The sequence below is a fragment of the Klebsiella sp. GW_Kp181 genome (genome assembly GCF_040062315.1).
GTDB classification, from domain to species: domain Bacteria; phylum Pseudomonadota; class Gammaproteobacteria; order Enterobacterales; family Enterobacteriaceae; genus Klebsiella; species Klebsiella oxytoca.
Window position 1 is genome coordinate 48,776 of sequence record NZ_JBEAFR010000060.1, and the last position, 21,322, is coordinate 70,097.

The window sequence follows — 21,322 nt, forward strand, 5'->3', positions numbered from 1 at the left end:
GATGAAACACGCATATAAAACTCAACCGCAGGCCAGCGCTGGAAAGGCGCCCGGCGAAGTGATCACCCTGCCGCCGCTGCAGGTTCGCAAAACCACGCCTCCGTTCAGCCGCTGGCTGCGCGATGCTACCCAACGTCTGCTGCCGCCGCTGCTCGGGCTGGGATTGCTGCTGTTGGGCTGGCAGCTGGCAGCAATAAACAGCAAAGGTTTCCCGACGCCGCTCAGCACGCTGGATTCCGCGTTGACCCTTTTTGCCGATCCGTTTTATCAGGACGGGCCGAACGATATGGGGATCGGCTGGAACGTGCTGGCGTCGCTGCAGCGCGTGGCGGTGGGGTTTGGCCTTGCCGCGCTGGCGGGCATTCCTCTGGGCTTTCTGATCGGTCGTTCGCCATTCTTCGCCCGGATGTTTAACCCGTTGATTGCGCTGCTGCGCCCGGTCAGCCCGCTGGCCTGGCTGCCTATTGGCCTGCTGCTGTTCCAGAAGGCGGAACCGGCCTCGAGCTGGACCATTTTTATCTGCTCGATCTGGCCGATGGTTATTAACACCGCCGAGGGCGTGCGGCGTATTCCTGAGGACTACCTCAACGTGGCCCGCGTGCTGCAGCTTTCCGAGTGGACGGTGATGCGCAAGATCCTCTTTCCGGCGGTCTTACCCGCGGTGCTGACCGGGGTTCGTCTCTCGATTGGTATCGCCTGGCTGGTGATCGTCGCCGCCGAAATGCTCACCGGCGGCGTAGGGATCGGCTTCTGGATCTGGAACGAGTGGAACAACCTCAACGTTGAAAACATCATCATTGCCATCGTCATTATCGGCGTGGTCGGGTTGCTGCTGGAACAGGGGCTGATGCTGCTCGCCCGTCGTTTTAGCTGGCAGGATAAATAAGGAGTCGCAGATGAAACCACTCATTCAGGTCCAGGGCGTCAGCCAGCGTTTCAATACCACCAGCGGCGAATTCCTCGCACTGCAGAATGTCTCATTCGATATTTACGAGGGGGAGACCATCAGCCTGATTGGTCACTCAGGGTGCGGTAAGTCAACTCTGCTGAATCTGATTGCCGGGATTACCTTGCCGACGGAGGGCGGCCTGCTGTGTGATAACCGTGAAATCGCCGGGCCGGGCCCGGAACGCGCGGTGGTGTTTCAGAACCACTCTCTGCTGCCGTGGCTGACCTGCTTCGATAACGTTGCGCTGGCGGTGGATCAGGTCTTCCGCCGCAGCATGAGCAAAGGCGAGCGCAAAGAGTGGATTGAGCACAACCTCGAACGGGTCCAGATGGGGCACGCCCTGCACAAGCGTCCGGGAGAAATATCCGGCGGTATGAAGCAGCGCGTTGGCATTGCCCGGGCGCTGGCGATGAAGCCGAAAGTGCTGCTGCTGGATGAACCCTTTGGCGCCCTTGATGCCCTGACGCGGGCGCATTTACAGGACGCGGTGATGCAGATTCAGCAGTCGCTGAATACTACCATCGTGATGATTACCCATGATGTTGATGAAGCGGTGCTGCTTTCCGACCGGGTGCTGATGATGACCAATGGTCCGGCGGCGACGGTCGGGGAGATCCTCGATGTTAACCTGCCGCGCCCGCGCAATCGCGTGCAGCTGGCGGACGATAGCCGTTATCACCATCTGCGTCAGCAGATCCTGCACTTCCTCTATGAAAAACAGCCGAAAGCGGCATAGGGGGCGGCGATGACGCGGCAACTGGTGATTATTGGTAACGGTATGGCGGCCACGCGCCTGGCGCAGGCATTGGTAGAACGGGATGCGCAGCGGTTTAGCATCACCATTATCGGCGATGAACCCGGCCAGGCCTATAACCGCATTCAGCTGTCGCCTGTGCTGGGCGCAGAGAAAACAGCAGGCGAGACGAGACTGCTGCCCGAGACGTGGTATCAACGGCATAACGTTAAGGTACGCGCCGGCGAGACGGTTACGGCGGTGGATATTCATGCCCGTACGCTGCAAACCACCGCAGGGGTAGTTAGCTGGGATGAACTGGTGTTCGCCACAGGCTCGCTACCGTTTGTGCCGCCGTTACCGGGCATTACGCAGCCGCACGTTTTTGCTTTCCGCACTCTGGCGGACGTCGAGGGCATCCTGGCCATCGACGGCCCGGCGGTGGTTATCGGCGGTGGCGTACTCGGCGTAGAGGCCGCCGCGGCGCTGCGGCGTTATGGTGACAGTGTCACTTTACTTCATCGCGGAAGCGGGCTGATGGAGCAGCAAATCGATGCTTTTGCCGGCGAGCAGCTGCAAATGCTGCTTGCCGAGCGCGGGATTCGCTGCGTGATGGAGAGCCGTATCGCCGCTATTGATGCACATCAGGTGCGGCTGGAGGACGGCCGCGCGTTTGCCGCCTCGCGGGTGGTGCTGGCGACCGGCGTGCAGCCGAACAAACGGCTGGCCGAGCGCAGCGGGCTGGCCTGCGCCCGCGGAATCCTCGTTGACCGCCAGCTGGCAACCGCGCAGCCGGGCGTCAGCGCCATCGGGGAGTGCTGTGAAATCGACGGTCGGACCTGGGGGCTGGTGGCGCCATGCCTGCGCCAGGCGGAGGTGCTGGCTGCCCGCCTGTGCGCTACCCCAGGCGAAGATTTTTGCTGGCAGGATAGCGGCACTCGTCTGAAGGTCAGCGGTATCGAGTTGTTCAGCGCGGGCGAGCTGCGGGCCGCAGAACAGGATGAAAGCTGTATCAGCTGGGACCCGCTGGACCGCCACTACCGGCGCCTGCTGCTGCGCGACGGTAAGCTGCGCGGCGTACTGCTGCTGGGCGATTGCAGCAGCGCTGCGCCCCTCACCGCTCTGCTGGGGGCGGATGCCCCGGCGCCGGCAGAGTGGCTCTTCGATCCCTCTTCAACGATGCAGCCGCGCGCTGCGGGAAAAATTATGATGACAAAACCTGTTTTAGTGCTGGTCGGACACGGTATGGTCGGCCACCATTTTCTTGAGCAATGCGTCGACCGTCGCCTTCATCAACGGTATCGGATTGTGGTGTTCTGCGAGGAACGCTATGCCGCCTACGACCGGGTTCATCTGACTGAATATTTCACCGGACGCAGCGCAGAATCGCTGTCGCTGGTTGAGGGCGATTTTTTCGCTCAGCACGGTATTGAGCTGCGCCTGAGCGAATCGGTCGCCAGCATCGACCGCGAAGCGCGGGTGGTGCGCGATGCCTTCGGCCACGAAACCCACTGGGATAAGCTGGTGCTGGCGACGGGGTCTTACCCGTTTGTTCCGCCGGTGTCGGGTCATCATCTCGAGGGCTGTTTTGTTTATCGTACGCTTGACGACCTCGACCAGATTGCCGCCCGCGCCGCAACCGCCCGACGGGGTGTGGTTATCGGCGGCGGGCTGCTCGGGCTGGAAGCGGCCAACGCGCTGAAGCAATTGGGGCTGGAAACTCACGTTGTCGAGTTTGCGCCGAACCTGATGGCGGTGCAGCTGGACAACGGCGGCGCGGTAATGCTGCGAGAAAAAATCAGTCAACTGGGCGTCGGGGTGCATACCAGCAAGGCGACGACGGAGATTGTTCGCAACGAACAGGGGCTACAGCTGAACTTTGCCGACGGTAGCTCGCTGGCGGCCGATATGCTGGTGTTCTCCGCCGGTATTCGCCCGCAGGACGGGCTGGCGCGCAGCGGCGGGCTGGAAGTGGGCGAACGCGGCGGGATTTGTATCGACAACCAGTGTCGTACCTCCGACCCGGAGGTGCTGGCAATCGGCGAATGTGCCCTGTGGGAGAACAAAATTTATGGTCTGGTGGCGCCTGGCTATCAGATGGCGCGCGCCGCAGCGGCTACCCTGGCGGGCGAGGAAGGCTGCTTTAGCGGCGCGGATATGAGCACTAAGCTGAAGCTGCTGGGCGTTGATGTCGCCTCGTTCGGCGACGCCCAGGGGCGCACCCCGGGCTGTCAGAGCTATCAGTGGACCGATGGGCCGCAGCAGATCTACAAAAAAATTGTAGTCAGCGCGGAGGGCAACAAACTGCTCGGCGGGGTGCTGGTCGGGGATGCCAGCGACTATGCCACGCTGCTACAGATGATGCTTAACGGTATGGCTTTACCCAATCACCCGGAAAGCCTGATCCTTCCGGCGCTGGAGGGCAGCGCGCCAAAAGCGCTCGGCGTGGCGGCGTTGCCGGACAGCGCGCAGATTTGCTCCTGTCACAACGTCAGCAAAGGCGATATCTGCCAGGCGGTGAACGGCGGCGCGGGCGATATGGCGGCGATAAAAAGCTGCACCAAAGCGGCGACCGGCTGCGGCGGCTGTAGCGCGCTGGTAAAACAGGTGATGGAATATCAGCTTGCCGAGCAGGGCGTTGAAGTCAAAAAGGATATCTGCGAGCATTTTGCGTGGTCGCGGCAGGAGATCTATCACCTGGTACGCGTCAACCATATTCGCACCTTCGAACAGCTTATTACCCGCTATGGACGCGGTCACGGCTGTGAGATCTGTAAACCTCTGGCGGCCTCGGTGCTGGCCTCCTGCTGGAATGAATATCTGCTGAAGCCGGCGCATTTGCCTCTTCAGGACACTAACGACCGCTACTTCGCCAATATTCAGAAAGATGGCACCTATTCGGTGGTGCCGCGTATGGCGGCGGGAGAGGTGACGCCGGACGGGCTGATTGCGATCGGCCAGATCGCCAAACGCTATCAGCTGTACAGTAAAGTGACCGGCGGCCAGCGTATCGATCTGTTCGGCGCGCGCCTGGAGCAGCTCCCGGCAATCTGGCGCGAGCTGGCCGAGGCGGGATTTGAAACCGGCCACGCCTACGGCAAATCCCTGCGGACGGTGAAATCCTGCGTGGGTTCAACCTGGTGCCGCTATGGCGTCCAGGATTCCACCGGCCTGGCGGTAACCCTCGAACATCGCTATAAGGGGCTGCGCGCGCCGCACAAAATTAAAATGGCGGTCTCCGGCTGTACCCGCGAATGCGCGGAGGCCCAGGGCAAGGATATTGGCGTCATCGCTACGGAGAAGGGCTGGAATCTGTACGTTTGCGGCAACGGCGGTATGAAGCCGCGCCATGCCGACCTGTTCGCCAGCGATCTGGATGAAGCCACCCTTATCCGCAGTATCGACCGGCTGCTGATGTTCTATATTCGTACCGCCGACCGTCTGCAGCGTACCAGTACCTGGATGGATAATCTTGAGGGAGGCGTCGACTATCTGCGCGCGGTTATCCTCGAAGACAGCCTTGGCATCGGCGAAGAGCTGGAGCAGGAGATGGCGCGGGTGGTCGAGAGCTACCAGTGCGAATGGCAAACCACCCTTAACGATCCGCAGCGGCTGGCGCTGTTCCGCTCCTACGTGAACAGCGATGAGCCGGACGAAGCGGTGCAGCGGCAAACCCTGCGCGGCCAGCCGCAGCTGGCCCCGTTCGCGGCGCAGGCCGAACCGGCGCTGCCGTCCCGCCCGTGGCAGGCCATTTGCGATCTCGACGCCATCCCGCAGCAGGCGGGGATTGGCGCGCGGCTCGGCGAGCGGCAGATTGCGCTGTTCCGCTTTGGCGATCAGGTATATGCCCTCGATAATCTTGAACCGGGCAGCGAGGCCAACGTTCTTTCGCGCGGCCTGCTGGGCGATGCGGGCGGTGAACCGATCGTGATTTCGCCTCTGTATAAGCAGCGTATTCGCCTGCGCGATGGCCGCCAGTGCGACGACGGCGAAATGGCGGTACGCGCATGGCCGGTAAAAGTGGAGAACGGTAAAGTATGGGTTGGCAACCAGCAGCTGCTGGCGCGCGCGGAGGCCTCGTGATGAATGAAACCAGGACCACTTGCCCCTATTGCGGGGTCGGCTGCGGCATTATCGCCAGCCTGAATGCCGACGGCCAGGTTACCGTACGCGGGGATGAACAACATCCGGCAAACTTTGGCCGCCTGTGCGTGAAGGGGGCGGCGCTGGGCGAAACCGTCGGGCTGACGGGAAGATTGCTCTTCCCGGAAGTCGATGGCGGTCGCGCGACCTGGGCCCAGGCGCTGGCAGCGGCGGGTTCGCGTCTGCGGGAGATTATCGACGAGCACGGGCCGCAAGCGGTGGCGTTTTATGCCTCCGGCCAGCTGCTGACCGAGGATTACTACGTGGCCAATAAGCTGATGAAGGGGTTTATCGGCGCGGCAAATATCGATACTAATTCGCGGCTGTGCATGTCTTCAGCGGTCACCGGCTATAAACGGGCGCTGGGCGCTGATGTGGTGCCGTGCAGCTATGAGGACGTGGAAAACAGCGATCTGGTGGTGCTGGTCGGGTCGAACGCCGCCTGGGCGCATCCGGTACTCTATCAGCGGCTGGCGCAGGCGAAGCGCGACAATCCGCAAATGCGGGTGGTGGTCATTGATCCGCGTCGGACCGCCACCTGCGATATTGCGGACCGGCATCTGGCGCTGGCTCCCGGCAGCGACGGCGGGCTATTTGTCGGCCTGTTGAACGCCATTGCCGCCCGCGACGACATCTGCGGCGATTTTAGCGATGCGCCGCAGGCGCTGGCCATCGCGCAGGACTGGGATATCAACCACGTCGCGCAGTTCTGCGGCCTGCCGCGACAGCAGATCGCCGATTTCTACAGCGAGTTTATCGCCGCTCCCCGCGCCATCACGCTCTATACCATGGGGATTAACCAGTCCGCCAGCGGCAGCGATAAATGTAACGCTATCATTAACGTTCACCTGGCGAGCGGTAAATATGGGCGTCCGGGCTGCGGGCCTTTTTCGCTGACCGGACAACCTAACGCCATGGGCGGACGCGAGGTGGGCGGACTGGCGACCATGCTGGCGTCGCATATGAACTTTGAAACCGACGATTTACGGCGTCTGGCGCGCTTCTGGGGGACCGAACGTCTGGCGCAAACGCCGGGGCTGGCGGCGGTGGATTTGTTCGCCGCCATTGGCCGCGGCGAGGTGAAAGCGGTGTGGATTATGGGCACCAACCCGGTAGTGTCGCTGCCGGACAGCCATGCGGTAAGCAAAGCGCTGGCGGCCTGTCCGCTGGTCATCGTGTCCGACGTCGCCGCCGCTACCGATACCGGACGCTTTGCCCATATCCGCTTTCCCGCGCTGGCGTGGGGAGAGAAGAGCGGCACGGTAACCAACTCCGAACGAAGGATCTCGCGCCAGCGCGCTTTCATGGCGCCACCGGGGGAGGCCAGAGCCGACTGGTGGATCGTCGCCCGCGTGGCCCAGGCGCTGGGCTTCGGCTCCGCTTTTGCCTGGCAGCACCCGCACGAGGTGTTCAGCGAACACGCCGCGCTTTCAGGATATGAAAATGATGGCCAGCGGGCATTTGATATCGGCGGACTGGCGGATCTCAGCCGCAAAGCGTGGGAGGCGCTGGAACCGGTGCGCTGGCCGGTGAGCCGCAGTGAAGCAGCCTGGAGTGTGCATAAGGGCTGGCATCGCGACGGTAAACTGCGGATGGTGCCGGTCGCGCCGCAACCTACCCGGGCGACCACCGATGCGTTCTATCCACTGATCCTCAACAGCGGGCGGATCCGCGATCAGTGGCACACCATGACCCGCACCGGCGCGGTGCCGCGTCTGATGCAGCATATTAACGAGCCGGTGGTGGAAGTCGCGCCAGCGGACGCGACGCGCTATCAGCTGCTGGAAGGCGAACTGGCGCGGGTGCGCTCACCGAATGGGGTGATGGTAGCAAAAGTGATTGTCAGCAATGGCCAGCGTCCCGGGTCGCTGTTTGTGCCGATGCACTGGAATGATCAGTTTGCTCGCCAGGGACGGGTGAATAACCTGCTGTCTGCAGTCACTGACCCGCACTCCGGGCAGCCGGAAAGTAAACAGGCGGCAGTGGCGATAGCTGCCTGGCTACCAGCGTGGAAAGGCGAGCTTTTTTCTCGCTTGTCGGTGTCGCTACCCGCTTCACTACACTGGCGGCGGCGGGCAGCGCAGGGAATCATTCATCTTTCGCTGGCGGGGGATATCGCCTCCCGCGAGTGGCTTATTGAGTGGTGCCAGCGAAAAGGGTGGCAACTACAGACAGCCAAAGGCGGTAGCATCTGGAACCTGCTGGCGTGGCAGGGGGAAGAGCTGATGCTCGGCTGGTGGAGCGATGTCAACGAACCGCGCGTGGATGCCGAGTGGATTAGCGCCGCGTTTCGCAGCCCTCCGCCGAATGCTACCCAGCGTCACGCATTATTGAGCGGCAGAAAGGGTAGCGATGAGGTACCGCGCGGACGCATTATCTGTAGCTGCTTTAGCGTGGGCGAACGGGCGATAGACGAAGCGATTGCCACTGGCTGCCGTACGCCCGCCGCACTGGGAGCAAAGCTCAAATGCGGCACCAACTGCGGCTCTTGTATCCCGGAACTTAAGGCGCTGCTGGCGGCGAAGCTGGCGCAGGCCTGATATTCGGTATATTCCTGGAATCGTGCGGGAGGCTGCCAGGGCGGGTAAAAAACGATAAACTTAACTTTTGCCGCCATCACTTTATGAGTAGACGTAACCGATTTGAGCTCCTTGTCGTTCCGTATAACCCCTTATTTACCGCTTCTCCTGCTGCTGACAGGCGCTCCCGCCCGCGCGCTGCAGGATACTCAGGCCTTTTCCAGAGGCCCTGAAAGCTTACCCGACCTTGGCCTGGCGCCGCAGGTCGATGACGACGCAAAACATTTTGCCGAGATGGCGAAAAAATTTGGCGAAGCCAGCATGAGCGATAATGGGCTGACAACCGGCGAACAGGCGCGTGTATTTGCCATGAGCCGGCTGGGCAACGAAGTCAGCCACCAGCTGGAAAGCTGGCTTTCGCCGTGGGGCAACGCCAACGTCGATTTGCTGGTCGATAAAGAGGGCAATTTTACCGGCAGCAAGGGGAGCTGGTTTGTTCCTCTGCAGGATAACGGCGACTATCTCACCTGGAACCAGTACTCGGTCACCCAGCGGGATAACGGTCTGGTCGGCAACGTCGGCCTCGGCCAGCGCTGGCGGATGGGCTCCTGGCTGCTGGGCTACAACTCCTTCTACGATAAAGTGCTTGATGAGCGCATGGCGCGCGGCAGCGTCGGGGCTGAAGCCTGGGGCGAATCGCTGCGCCTGTCGGCTAACTACTACCAGCCGCTCGGCGGCTGGCAGCAGGGGAGTAGCCTGACTCAGCAGCAGCGTATGGCGAGCGGCTACGATGTGACCGCTCAGGCGCGGCTGCCGTTTTATCAGCACATTAATACCAGCGTGAGCGTGGAGCAGTACTTCGGCGATAGCGTTGACCTGTTCCATTCGGGCACCGGCTATCACAATCCGGTCGCGGTGTCGGTGGGGCTGAATTACACCCCCGTTCCGCTGGTCACGGTGACCGCCAAACATAAGCAGGGCGAGAGCGGCGTCAGCCAAAACGATATTGGGTTAAAGCTGAACTATCGTTTTGGCGTTCCTCTGAAACAGCAGCTGGCGGCCGATGAAGTCGCCGTTAGCCGATCGCTTCGCGGCAGCCGCTACGATAGCCCGGAACGCGATAATCTGCCGGTGGTTGAATATCGCCAGCGCAAAACGCTGTCGGTTTATCTGGCGACGCCGCCCTGGGATCTTCAGCCCGGGGAGACGGTGCAGCTGAAACTACAGATTCGTAGCCTGCACGGAATTAAGTCGCTAAGCTGGCAGGGCGATACCCAGGCGCTGAGCCTGACCTCGCCGATAGAGGCCAACAGTACGGACGGCTGGACCGTGATTATGCCGCGCTGGAACAGCGAAGCCGGGGCAAGCAACCGCTGGCATCTTTCGCTGGTGGTGGAGGATAAAACGGGTCAGCGCGTCTCATCCAATGAGATCGCACTGGCGCTGACTGAGCCGTTGGTACGCGTACCGGCCGATGGCGTTTCGTGGCAGCATCTGCCCTAGAATACGCGCTCCTGATGGACCCAAACCGCCGCTTCCACGCGCGATTTCAGCTTCATTTTCTTCAACATATGTTTGACGTGCACTTTAACGGTACTTTCGGTGATATCCAGACGGCGGGCGATCATTTTGTTCGGCAGGCCCTGGGCAATCAGCTTGAGAATATCGCGCTCGCGCGGGGTTAGCTGGCTGATGTCGCGGTCTGAGGTAGCGCGATTAGCGCGCAGGCTGGCAGCCAGCACCGGGGTTAACGCTTCGCTGAGCACCATTTCGCCTGCCGCCGCCTGCTGTAGCGCTTTCAGCAAATCTTCCGGCTCCATATCCTTCAGCAGGTAGCCGTCGGCGCCGCGTTTCAGCGCGGTCACCACGTCTTCTTCATGATTGGAGACGCTAAACACCACCACGCGGCCGGACAGCGACTTCTCGCGCAGCTTGTCGAGCGTTTCCAGACCGTTCATGCCCGGCATATTGAGATCCAGCAGAATCAAATCAGGATCCAATGATTCCGCCATCGCAATACCTTGCTCGCCGTTGCTGGCTTCGCCGATAACCTGGATATCCGGGGCCATGCTGATCAGCTGTTTGACGCCGGTGCGCAGCATCGGGTGATCGTCGATGAGAAGGATGGTTGCCCGTTCCTGTTGACTCATGGAGTTCTCCTTATTGGATTGAAAACGATTTTTCAGGGATAAAAGTGACCACCACTTCGGTACCGCCGGTTTCCCGGCGCCGAACCTGGCAGTCCCCGCGCAGGCTCTGAGCGCGATCGCGCATGATAATCAGGCCGTAGTGGTTGCTGCGCTCCGCATGGTCCGGTACGCCGCGACCGTTATCGGCCACCGTCAGACGGACCTGATTGTCCCGCAACGCCACGGTAACGCTGACATCGGTGGCATTGGCGTGCTTCAGCGCGTTGCTGAGCGCTTCCCGGGCGATTTGCAGCAGATGGATGGCCTGATGCGACGGCACAAAACGCGGCGGCAGCTGATAGTCCAGGCGTACCGTAAAACCGAAGTGGGCGCTGTATTCCTGGCAGCTGGCCTCCAGCGCCGGACGTAGTCCCGGCTCGGTGAGCTGTAGCCGGAAGGTCGTCAGCAGTTCGCGCAGCTGAGCCCAGGAGGTATTCAGTTCATTACGGATTTGCCCCAGCAGCTGGCGGCTCGCTTCCGGCAGGTCATCGCCCTGCATTTGCAGGCAGCTAACCTGCATTTTCATACAGGAGAGCGACTGGGCGATGGAGTCGTGGAGCTCGCGGGCGATAGTGGCGCGCTCCTCCATGACGATTAGCTGCTGCTGGCGCTCCTGATGACGATCGAGAGCGAGGGTGCCGGTAAGTTGTTCCACCAGCGTGTCAACCAGCTGCTGCTGATCGTGGCTCAGATGACGCCCGGCGGGCAGGGTGGCCAGTAAAATACCGTACTGATTATGGGCATCCGACAGCCGCCATTTTAAAGTGGTGCCGGTATCAGGCAGCGGAGGCAGGTCGCGGGGACAAAGATAACAGCCCCTGTCGTCGCACTGAATATCGGAGTGGCAGGAAAACTCCTGATGGTTGTCTTCGTCTTCAAGGTCGTAGACGCGAACTTCAATATCGCGCAGCAGGGTCAGTCCCTGTAAACCATTAAGAACGGGTGAAATGCGTTCACAGAGCGGTGCGTTCGAGTGCAGGCGGCGGTTGGCCTGCCACAGAAAGGCGAGGATCTCGTTTTTTTGCTCCAGGCCGGCGGTTTTTTCCTGCACCCGGCGTTCAAGCACCGAATAGCTCTCCGCCAGCTCTTTGGACATGTTGTTCAGCGCCATGCCGAGCGTCGCCATCTCGTTGCGCCCGCTAATCTGCGCCCGCTGGGTGAAATCACGTCGGCTCACCGCTCGGGCCATACCGAGCAGCTGTTTCCACGGACGTAACAGGCGGGCGCGCAGCCAGACGATGGTAAATACCAGCAGCAGCGCCATCCCCACGGCCATGATGCGCTGGATCCAGACAACGTGTTTAATCCGCTCCTCGGTGGTGTGATCGAAAGCGGTAACCAGCTGGTCAATGCGGTCGACAAAGCCGGCGACATCCGTCGCGACCGAGGCCTGATTTTGCGCTTTGCGCATTCCCGGCGCCAGCTCCAGCTGCCAGTAGTGCTGCAGCGCCTGGAGCTGCCGCTGCTGATCGTCATGGCGAGCGGCGTACTGCAGTTCCGGGCTAAAGACGGTTGCCGTCATTTCATCCAGCAGCTTTTGATCGCTGTCGGTCAGCGGTATCGCCGCCAGCAGGCGATAGCTCTGCATGCGCAGCGAACCGGCTTTATTAATGGCATGCGCGCTGCCCTGAACGCCATGCACCAGGCGGGAAGAGATCGCCATTCCGGCGACGCCGATGATCGTGGCCAACAGAACGATCAGCGCGAGTTGATTAACCAGCGTCAGCGGCGTAAAAAGTCGTTTCAACATGGGATATGGGGCTCCTGACCGGCAAATTATCCGGGAGTGGCGCTTATTCTCGGACATCCCCTGGAGTATACCCATACCCCCAAAGGATTACCCCTTAATTGTCAGCCTGCGATGAGCTGGTGGCAGGCGTTGAGGTAATCCCGGCACTGGCGTGAAAAACCACACTTTTTTGCACAGAAATAGCTACTCACTTCGGGTGATGAATTTTTTTTAGCCAAATTAGCGCCAACTTTTCCTTTGATTTATATCAACTTACCGCCGCCTGTAACCCATAAGGTAGCCAGGGTTAATATGAATCATCAGAGGTGTCTATGAGTCACTCTTCAATCCCGGAGAAGACTAACAGCTCAGTCATTAGCGACTGGCGTCCTGAAGATCCTGAATTCTGGCAGCAGCGCGGTCATCGCGTCGCCAGCCGCAATCTGTGGATCTCCGTTCCGTGTCTTTTACTGGCATTCTGCGTCTGGATGTTGTTCAGCGCCGTTGCCGTCAACCTCAATAAAGTCGGCTTTCAGTTTACTACCGACCAGTTGTTTATGCTGACCGCGCTCCCGGCGCTGTCCGGCGCGCTGCTGCGCGTGCCTTACGCGTTTATGGTGCCGCTGTTCGGCGGTCGTCGCTGGACTGCGTTCAGTACCGGGATCATGATCGTACCCTGCGTATGGTTAGGCTTCGCGGTGCAGGATACCTCTACGCCTTTCAGCGTTTTCGTGATCATCTCTCTGCTGTGCGGCTTTGCGGGGGCGAACTTTGCTTCCAGTATGGCTAACATCAGCTTCTTCTTCCCGAAACAGAAGCAGGGCGGCGCGCTGGGTATCAACGGCGGCCTCGGTAATATGGGCGTCAGCGTGATGCAGCTGGTTGCTCCTCTGGTGGTATCCCTGTCTATTTTCGCCGTCTTTGGCGGTACCGGCAGCGAACAGCCGGATGGTTCCATGCTATATCTGGAAAACGCCGCGTGGATCTGGGTGCCGTTCCTGATTATCTTCACCCTGGCGGCGTGGTTCTTCATGAACGACCTGTCGGCATCGAAGGCGTCGCTGAGCGAGCAGCTGCCGGTACTGAAGCGCGCGCATCTGTGGATTATGGCGCTGCTCTATCTTGCCACCTTCGGCTCGTTTATCGGCTTCTCGGCGGGCTTCGCCATGCTGTCCAAGACCCAGTTCCCGGATGTGCAGATTCTGCACTATGCGTTCTTCGGGCCGTTTATCGGCGCACTGGCACGCTCGACCGGCGGGGCGATCTCCGACCGACTCGGCGGGACTCGCGTGACGCTGGTGAACTTTGTGGTCATGGCTATCTTCTGCGGCCTGTTGTTCCTGACGCTGCCGACCCACGGCGAGGGCGGTAACTTTATTGCCTTCTTCGCGGTATTTATGGTGCTGTTCCTGACCGCTGGTCTGGGGAGCGCGTCTACTTTCCAGATGATCTCGGTTATCTTCCGTAAAATGACGATGGATCGCGTCAAGGCGCAGGGCGGCAGCGAAGCGCAGGCCATGCGTGAAGCGGCGACCGATACGGCGGCGGCGCTGGGCTTTATTTCAGCGATTGGCGCCATTGGCGGCTTCTTTATTCCAAAAGCGTTTGGTATCTCGCTGGATTTGACCGGCTCGCCGGCCGGAGCAATGAAGGTATTCCTGGTGTTCTATATCGCCTGCGTGGTGATTACCTGGGCAATCTACGGACGCAAGCAGAAATAATATTTTCTGGTGAGTTTCTGCAAAGGGCGCAAATATCGTTGCGCCCTTTTTTTATTTATTATTTAGTTACAACATGCTAATCGTTGAGGATTATTTTAAAAGCAGTCCGGAGTCACAAATAAAATAGCGGCATAAGCATCTACCCCTTAATACCATGGCGAATGGCAAAACCCTGGCCTTTGCAAGCTTTTTAGCTTAATTGCTATGTAAATCATATAGATATAAAATAGAAATAAATACTACTTTGGTGGTATCAGGCTTCCGGAGCGGCTTTTATAAGCCCTATCGTCTTGATCGTTATCAATTCTCTCCCTCTTTCATAGCGTTACCTTCGCTGCAAATCCAGCAATGTCGATTTATCAGAGAGCCGTCAGGCTCCACACAGGAGAAACCCGATGAGTAAATTCCTGGACCGGTTTCGCTACTTCAAACAGAAGGGTGAAACCTTTGCCGATGGGCACGGCCAGCTTCTAAAAACCAACCGGGACTGGGAGGATGGATACCGTCAACGTTGGCAGCATGACAAAATTGTGCGCTCCACCCACGGTGTCAACTGCACCGGCTCATGCAGCTGGAAGATTTATGTCAAAAATGGTCTTGTCACCTGGGAAACCCAGCAGACCGACTATCCGCGCACCCGTCCGGATATGCCAAACCACGAGCCTCGCGGCTGCCCGCGCGGCGCCAGCTACTCCTGGTATCTTTACAGCGCTAATCGCCTGAAGTACCCGCTGATGCGCAAACGCCTGATGAAAATGTGGCGTGAAGCGAAAGTACAGCACAGCGATCCGGTTGACGCATGGGCCTCGATAATTGAAGACACTGATAAAGCGAAAAGCTTCAAGCAGGCGCGCGGCCGCGGCGGTTTCGTGCGTTCATCCTGGCAAGAGGTGAACGAGCTGATTGCCGCCTCTAACGTCTATACCGTCAAAACCTACGGCCCGGACCGCGTAGCCGGCTTCTCGCCCATCCCGGCGATGTCGATGGTCTCCTATGCCTCCGGCGCGCGCTATCTGTCGCTGATCGGCGGGACCTGCCTGAGCTTCTACGACTGGTACTGCGACCTGCCGCCTGCATCACCGCAGACCTGGGGCGAGCAGACCGACGTACCGGAATCTGCCGACTGGTACAACTCCAGCTATATCATTGCCTGGGGATCCAACGTACCGCAGACCCGTACCCCGGATGCCCACTTCTTCACCGAAGTTCGCTATAAGGGCACTAAAACCGTTGCTATCACCCCTGACTACGCCGAAATCGCCAAGCTTTGCGATCTGTGGCTGGCGCCGAAGCAGGGTACCGATGCGGCGATGGCGCTGGCGATGGGCCACGTCATGCTGCGCGAGTTCCACCTCGACAAACCAAGCCAGTACTTTACCGATTACGTGCGCCGCTACACCGACATGCCGATGCTGGTGATGCTCGAAGAACGCGATGGCTATTACGCCGCAGGCCGCATGCTGCGCGCAGCTGATCTGGTGGATGCATTAGGTCAGGAAACAAATCCGGAATGGAAAACCGTCGCCTTTGATGAGAAGGGCGAAATCACCGTACCGAACGGTTCTATCGGTTTCCGCTGGGGCGACAAAGGTAAATGGAATCTTGAACAGCGCGACGGTAAAACCGGCGAAGATGTCGAGCTACGCCTGAGCCTGCTGGGCGGCCACGACGATATCGCTAACGTCGGCTTCCCCTATTTTGGCGGCGAAGGTACCGAGCACTTTAATAAAGTCGAGCTGGAAAACGTGCTGCTGCACAAACTGCCGGTAAAACGCCTGCAGAAGGCCGACGGTTCTACCGTGCTGGTCACCACCGTCTACGACCTGACCATGGCGAACTACGGCCTGGATCGCGGACTCGGCGATGAAAACTGCGCCAGCAGCTACGATGACCTCAAAGCGTATACCCCGGCATGGGCGGAGAAAATCACCGGCGTTTCCCGGGCGCATATTATCCGCACCGCGCGGGAGTTTGCCGATAACGCCGATAAGACCCACGGCCGTTCGATGATCATCGTCGGCGCCGGTCTGAACCACTGGTTCCACCTCGATATGAACTATCGCGGTCTTATCAATATGCTGATCTTCTGCGGCTGCGTTGGTCAGAGCGGCGGCGGCTGGGCGCACTATGTCGGCCAGGAAAAACTGCGTCCGCAGACCGGCTGGCAGCCGCTGGCGTTTGCTCTTGACTGGCAGCGCCCTGCGCGACATATGAACAGTACATCGTACTTCTATAACCACTCCAGCCAGTGGCGCTATGAAACCGTGACCGCGCAGGAACTGCTGTCGCCGTTAGCGGATAAATCCCGCTACAGCGGCCACCTGATTGATTTCAACGTGCGCGCCGAGCGTATGGGCTGGCTTCCGTCGGCGCCGCAGCTGGGCACCAACCCGCTGCGTATTGCGCAAGCGGCAAAAAAAGCGGGCATGACGCCGGTCGATTACACCGTCAAATCGCTGAAAGAGGGTTCCATTCGCTTTGCCGCAGAGCAGCCGGAAAACGGTAAAAACCATCCGCGCAACCTGTTTATCTGGCGTTCCAACCTGCTGGGCTCCTCGGGTAAAGGCCACGAGTACATGCTGAAGTACCTGCTGGGTACGGAAAACGGTATTCAGGGCAAAGATCTCGGCAAGCAGGGCGGCGTGAAGCCGGAAGAAGTGGAGTGGAAAGATAACGGTCTCGACGGCAAGCTGGATCTGGTGGTGACCCTCGACTTCCGTCTGTCGAGTACCTGCCTCTACTCCGACATCGTGCTGCCGACCGCTACCTGGTATGAAAAAGACGACATGAATACCTCGGATATGCATCCGTTTATTCATCCGCTGTCTGCCGCCGTCGACCCGGCCTGGGAATCGAAAAGCGACTGGGATATCTACAAAGATATCGCGAAAAAGTTCTCCGAAGTGTGCGTGGGTCATCTGGGTCAGGAAACCGACGTGGTAACGCTGCCTATCCAGCACGACTCCGCCGCCGAACTGGCGCAGCCGCTGGACGTTAAGGACTGGAAAAAAGGCGAATGCGACCTGATTCCAGGGAAAACCGCGCCGCATATTCTGACCGTCGAGCGCGATTATCCGGCGACATACGAACGCTTTACCTCTATCGGCCCGCTGATGGAGAAAATCGGCAACGGCGGTAAAGGCATCGCCTGGAATACCCAGAGCGAGATGGATCTGCTGCGCAAGCTCAACTACACCAAAGCGGACGGCCCGGCGAAAGGCCAGCCGATGCTTAACACCGCCATTGATGCGGCAGAGATGATTCTGACCCTGGCGCCGGAAACTAACGGCCACGTGGCGGTTAAAGCCTGGGCGGCGCTCAGCGAATTTACCGGTCGCGACCATACGCACCTGGCGACGAATAAAGAAGAGGAAAAAATCCGCTTCCGCGATATTCAGGCCCAGCCGCGCAAAATTATCTCCAGCCCGACCTGGTCCGGACTCGAAGATGAGCACGTTTCCTATAACGCCGGCTACACCAACGTTCACGAACTGATCCCGTGGCGCACGCTTTCCGGCCGCCAGCAGCTGTATCAGGATCACCAGTGGATGCGTGATTTTGGCGAAAGCCTGCTGGTTTATCGTCCGCCAATCGACACCCGCTCCGTGAAAACGGTGATGGGCGCGAAATCCAACGGCAACCCGGAGAAGGCATTGAACTTCCTGACGCCGCACCAGAAGTGGGGGATCCACTCCACCTATAGCGACAACCTGCTGATGCTGACGCTGTCGCGCGGCGGGCCGATTGTCTGGATGAGCGAAGCGGACGCCAAAGATCTGGGGATCGAAGATAACGACTGGATCGAAGTGTTTAACAGCAACGGCGCGTTGACCGCCCGCGCGGTGGTAAGCCAGCGCGTACCGGCCGGGATGACCATGATGTACCACGCGCAGGAACGTATCGTAAACCTGCCGGGTTCTGAGATCACCGAACAGCGCGGGGGGATTCACAACTCCGTGACTCGTATTACGCCAAAGCCGACCCATATGATCGGCGGCTATGCGCAGCTGGCCTACGGCTTTAACTACTACGGCACGGTAGGGTCTAACCGCGACGAGTTCGTGGTGGTACGTAAGATGAAGAATATTAACTGGTTAGATGGCGAAGGTAACGACCAGGTACAGGAGAGCGTAAAATGAAAATTCGTTCACAAGTCGGCATGGTGCTGAATCTCGATAAGTGCATCGGCTGTCATACCTGTTCAGTCACCTGTAAAAACGTCTGGACCAGCCGCGAGGGTATGGAGTACGCGTGGTTCAACAACGTTGAAAGTAAGCCGGGCGTTGGTTTCCCGAACGACTGGGAGAATCAGGAAAAGTGGAAGGGCGGCTGGATCCGTAAGATCAATAGCAAGCTGCAGCCGCGCATGGGCAACCGCGCGATGCTGCTGGGTAAAATCTTTGCTAACCCGCATTTGCCGGGCATCGACGACTACTACGAGCCCTTTGATTACGACTACCAGAATCTGCACAACGCGCCGGAAAGCAAACATCAGCCGATCGCTCGCCCGCGCTCGCTGATCACCGGCCAGCGGATGGATAAAATCACCAGCGGTCCGAACTGGGAAGAGATTCTGGGCGGCGAATTTGAAAAACGCGCCAAAGACCAGAACTTCGAAAACATGCAGAAGGCGATGTACGGCCAGTTCGAAAACACCTTTATGATGTATCTGCCGCGCCTGTGCGAACACTGTCTGAACCCGGCGTGCGTCGCGACCTGCCCGAGCGGCGCGATCTATAAACGTGAAGAAGACGGCATCGTGCTGATCGACCAGGACAAGTGCCGCGGCTGGCGCATGTGCATCACCGGTTGCCCGTACAAGAAAATCTATTTCAACTGGAAGAGCGGCAAATCAGAGAAGTGCATTTTCTGCTACCCGCGTATCGAATCCGGGATGCCGACCGTCTGTTCGGAAACCTGCGTGGGGCGTATTCGCTACCTCGGCGTGCTGCTGTATGACGCGGACGCGATTGAAAATGCCGCCAGCACGGAGAATGAGAAAGACCTGTATCAGCGTCAGCTGGACGTGTTCCTCAACCCGAACGACCCGAAAGTGATTGAGCAGGCGCTGAAGGACGGCGTGCCGCAGGGGGTTATCGAAGCCGCCCAGCAGTCGCCGGTGTACAAAATGGCGATGGACTGGAAGCTGGCGCTGCCGCTGCATCCGGAATATCGCACCTTGCCTATGGTCTGGTACGTGCCGCCTCTGTCGCCGATTCAGTCAGCCGCCGATGCGGGTGAACTGGGCAGCAACGGTATTCTGCCGGACGTCGAAAGCCTGCGTATCCCGGTTCAGTATCTGGCAAACCTGCTAACCGCGGGCGATACCCAGCCGGTGCTGCTGGCGCTGAAACGCATGCTGGCGATGCGCCACTTCAAACGCGCGGAGACCGTAGACGGCGTACTGGATACCCGGGCGCTGGAAGAGGTTGGCCTCACTGAAGCCCAGGCGCAGGAGATGTATCGCTATCTGGCTATCGCCAACTACGAAGACCGTTTCGTGGTGCCGAGCAGCCATCGCGAGCAGGCCCGCGATGCTTTCCCGGAGAAAAACGGTTGCGGCTTCACCTTCGGTGACGGCTGCCACGGTTCTGACAGCCAGTTTAATCTGTTCAACAGCCGCCGTATCGATGCTATCGACGTCACCAGCAAAACGGAGCCGCACCCATGATTGAACTCGTCATTGTGTCGCGCCTTCTTGAGTACCCTGACGCTGCCTTATGGCAGCACCAGCAGGAGCTGTTCGACGCTATTGCCTCTTCGGAAAAGCTCGCGCCGGAGGATGCCCATAAGCTGAGCGTTTTCCTGCGCGACCTGACCGCCCAGGATGTGCTGGACGCGCAGTCTCGCTACAGTGAGCTGTTCGATCGCGGCCGTGCGACCTCGCTGCTGCTGTTTGAGCACGTGCACGGCGAATCCCGCGATCGCGGCCAGGCGATGGTCGACCTGATGGCGCAGTATGAACGCCACGGTCTGCAGCTGGATAGTCGCGAATTGCCGGATCATCTCCCGCTGTATCTTGAGTATCTGGCGCAGCTGCCGGAGGCGGAAGCGCGCGGCGGATTGCAGGACGTTGCGCCGATTCTCGGTCTACTGAGCGCTCGCCTGCAGCAGCGCGATAGCCGCTACGCGGTACTGTTTGAGCTGCTGCTCAAGCTGGCAAACGCCCAGGTAGATAGCCAGAAAGTGGCGGAAAAAATCGCCGATGAGGCCCGCGACGATACGCCGCAGGCGCTGGACGCCGTCTGGGAAGAAGAACAGGTGAAATTCTTTGCCGATCAGGGCTGCGGCGAGTCGGAGATCTCCGCTCACCAGCGTCGTTTTGCCGGAGCCGTTGCCCCGCAATATTTGAATATCTCTAACGGAGGACAGCACTAATGCACTTCCTGAATATGTTCTTCTTTGACATCTATCCGTATATCGCCGGGACGGTATTTCTGGTCGGCAGCTGGCTACGTTACGACTATGGGCAGTACACCTGGCGTGCGGCCTCCAGCCAGATGCTGGACCGTAAAGGGATGAATCTGGCCTCGAACCTGTTCCATATCGGTATTCTGGGAATTTTTGCCGGTCATTTTCTCGGCATGCTGACGCCGCACTGGATGTACGAGTCATTCCTGCCGGTTGACGTGAAGCAGAAGATGGCGATGATCGCGGGCGGCGCCTGCGGCGTCATGACGCTGGTGGGCGGGCTACTGTTGCTGAAACGCCGTCTGCTGAGCCCCCGCGTGCGCGCCACCACCACCGGAGCGGATATTCTGATCCTCTCCCTGCTGATGGTACAGTGCGCTCTGGGTCTGCTGACTATTCCGTTCTCCGCTCAGCATATGGACGGTAGCGAAATGATGAAGCTGGTGGGCTGGGCGCAGTCGGTGGTGACCTTCCACGGCGGGGCTTCGCAGCATCTGGACGGCGTGGCGTTTATTTTCCGCGTGCATCTGGTGCTGGGGATGACGCTGTTTGTGCTGTTCCCGTTCTCCCGTCTGGTGCATATCTGGAGCGCGCCGGTCGAGTACTTGACGCGCAAATACCAGATTGTTCGCGCCCGTCGCTGATTCTATTTCGTGTAAAGCTCAACCCTGCTGCGGCAGGGTTTTTCATTGGTGCGGTCTGCTCCCGGCGTAGCGCTGCCGGGGCATATATGGCAGAAATACAGAATCAGTTCTGGAGCAATAAAAGAGCTAACTAAGACGGTTTTGATTATTTGATTTTGCTGAGGTACTGCAGAGAAGTGATGGCGGTGGGGGAAGGATTATTCGTCGCTTCGCTCCTCACCCTTCGGGTCGTTGCCTGCGGCAACGTTGTCTCGCTGACGCTCGACTCGAACCTTAATCGAAGC

At 59.3% G+C, this 21,322-nt stretch carries 12 protein-coding genes and 1 other RNA gene; 10 read left to right on the forward strand and 3 right to left on the reverse strand.

What is annotated here, in order from left to right:
- Nucleotide 1 precedes the first annotated feature (1 nt).
- From ntrB to ABLV11_RS14955, 5 genes are all read left to right on the forward strand, one after another.
- Nucleotides 2-886, forward strand: a complete 885-nt coding sequence (gene ntrB, locus ABLV11_RS14935) for a nitrate ABC transporter permease (RefSeq protein WP_023329828.1) — start codon at nt 2-4, stop codon at nt 884-886.
- Nucleotides 887-896: 10 nt separating this feature from the next.
- Complete coding sequence (locus ABLV11_RS14940; RefSeq protein ID WP_016808835.1) at nt 897-1,685, forward strand: ABC transporter ATP-binding protein; 789 nt, start codon at nt 897-899, stop codon at nt 1,683-1,685.
- A 9-nt stretch (nt 1,686-1,694) separates the two neighbouring features.
- Complete coding sequence (gene nirB, locus ABLV11_RS14945; protein ID WP_348855388.1) at nt 1,695-5,765, forward strand: nitrite reductase large subunit NirB; 4,071 nt, start codon at nt 1,695-1,697, stop codon at nt 5,763-5,765.
- Nucleotides 5,765-8,365 carry a nitrate reductase gene (locus ABLV11_RS14950; protein ID WP_126489252.1) on the forward strand — a complete coding sequence of 867 codons (2,601 nt, stop codon included), beginning with the start codon at nt 5,765-5,767 and terminating at the stop codon, nt 8,363-8,365. Before nirB ends, ABLV11_RS14950 begins: the two co-directional genes overlap by 1 nt.
- Before the next feature lie 102 nt (nt 8,366-8,467).
- Complete coding sequence (locus ABLV11_RS14955; RefSeq protein WP_004103131.1) at nt 8,468-9,847, forward strand: YchO/YchP family invasin; 1,380 nt, start codon at nt 8,468-8,470, stop codon at nt 9,845-9,847.
- Here the strand turns inward: ABLV11_RS14955 and narL are convergent.
- Both narL and narX read right to left on the reverse strand, forming a co-directional pair.
- Nucleotides 9,844-10,494, reverse strand: coding sequence for a two-component system response regulator NarL (narL, locus tag ABLV11_RS14960; protein ID WP_004103129.1), 651 nt, complete (start codon nt 10,492-10,494; stop codon nt 9,844-9,846). The genes ABLV11_RS14955 and narL overlap by 4 nt on opposite strands.
- Nucleotides 10,495-10,504: 10 nt before the next feature.
- Nucleotides 10,505-12,283, reverse strand: a complete 1,779-nt coding sequence (narX, locus tag ABLV11_RS14965; protein WP_017145677.1) for a nitrate/nitrite two-component system sensor histidine kinase NarX — start codon at nt 12,281-12,283, stop codon at nt 10,505-10,507.
- Nucleotides 12,284-12,594: 311 nt separating this feature from the next.
- Here narX and ABLV11_RS14970 point away from each other — a divergent pair, with 311 nt between their 5' ends.
- From ABLV11_RS14970 to narI, 5 genes are all read left to right on the forward strand, one after another.
- Nucleotides 12,595-13,983, forward strand: a complete 1,389-nt coding sequence (locus ABLV11_RS14970) for a NarK family nitrate/nitrite MFS transporter (RefSeq protein WP_004103127.1) — start codon at nt 12,595-12,597, stop codon at nt 13,981-13,983.
- A 395-nt stretch (nt 13,984-14,378) separates the two neighbouring features.
- Entirely contained in the window at nt 14,379-18,122 is a 3,744-nt protein-coding gene (locus ABLV11_RS14975; protein ID WP_126489251.1) for a nitrate reductase subunit alpha, read from the forward strand.
- Nucleotides 18,119-19,654, forward strand: coding sequence for a nitrate reductase subunit beta (gene narH, locus ABLV11_RS14980; RefSeq protein WP_126489250.1), 1,536 nt, complete (start codon nt 18,119-18,121; stop codon nt 19,652-19,654). The genes ABLV11_RS14975 and narH overlap by 4 nt, the downstream gene beginning before the upstream one ends.
- The gene (narJ, locus tag ABLV11_RS14985) at nt 19,651-20,361 is read left to right on the forward strand and encodes a nitrate reductase molybdenum cofactor assembly chaperone (protein WP_004103124.1); all 711 of its coding nucleotides are present in this window, start codon (nt 19,651-19,653) and stop codon (nt 20,359-20,361) included. The genes narH and narJ overlap by 4 nt, the downstream gene beginning before the upstream one ends.
- Entirely contained in the window at nt 20,361-21,038 is a 678-nt protein-coding gene (gene narI, locus ABLV11_RS14990; protein ID WP_004103123.1) for a respiratory nitrate reductase subunit gamma, read from the forward strand. The genes narJ and narI overlap by 1 nt, the downstream gene beginning before the upstream one ends.
- Before the next feature lie 180 nt (nt 21,039-21,218).
- Here the strand turns inward: narI and ABLV11_RS14995 are convergent.
- A non-coding RNA gene (locus ABLV11_RS14995) (RtT sRNA) lies at nt 21,219-21,322 on the reverse strand; the annotation flags it as partial.

Bases quoted from the DNA above. Each gene is read 5' to 3' on its own strand.
- ntrB (WP_023329828.1), top strand. From the start codon at position 2: ATGAAACACGCATATAAAACTCAACCGCAGGCCAGCGCTGGAAAGGCG.
- ABLV11_RS14940 (WP_016808835.1), top strand. From the start codon at position 897: ATGAAACCACTCATTCAGGTCCAGGGCGTCAGCCAGCGTTTCAATACC.
- nirB (WP_348855388.1), top strand. From the start codon at position 1,695: ATGACGCGGCAACTGGTGATTATTGGTAACGGTATGGCGGCCACGCGC.
- ABLV11_RS14950 (WP_126489252.1), top strand. From the start codon at position 5,765: ATGAATGAAACCAGGACCACTTGCCCCTATTGCGGGGTCGGCTGCGGC.
- narL (WP_004103129.1), bottom strand. From the start codon at position 10,494: ATGAGTCAACAGGAACGGGCAACCATCCTTCTCATCGACGATCACCCG.
- narX (WP_017145677.1), bottom strand. From the start codon at position 12,283: ATGTTGAAACGACTTTTTACGCCGCTGACGCTGGTTAATCAACTCGCG.
- ABLV11_RS14970 (WP_004103127.1), top strand. From the start codon at position 12,595: ATGAGTCACTCTTCAATCCCGGAGAAGACTAACAGCTCAGTCATTAGC.
- ABLV11_RS14975 (WP_126489251.1), top strand. From the start codon at position 14,379: ATGAGTAAATTCCTGGACCGGTTTCGCTACTTCAAACAGAAGGGTGAA.
- narH (WP_126489250.1), top strand. From the start codon at position 18,119: ATGAAAATTCGTTCACAAGTCGGCATGGTGCTGAATCTCGATAAGTGC.
- narJ (WP_004103124.1), top strand. From the start codon at position 19,651: ATGATTGAACTCGTCATTGTGTCGCGCCTTCTTGAGTACCCTGACGCT.
- narI (WP_004103123.1), top strand. From the start codon at position 20,361: ATGCACTTCCTGAATATGTTCTTCTTTGACATCTATCCGTATATCGCC.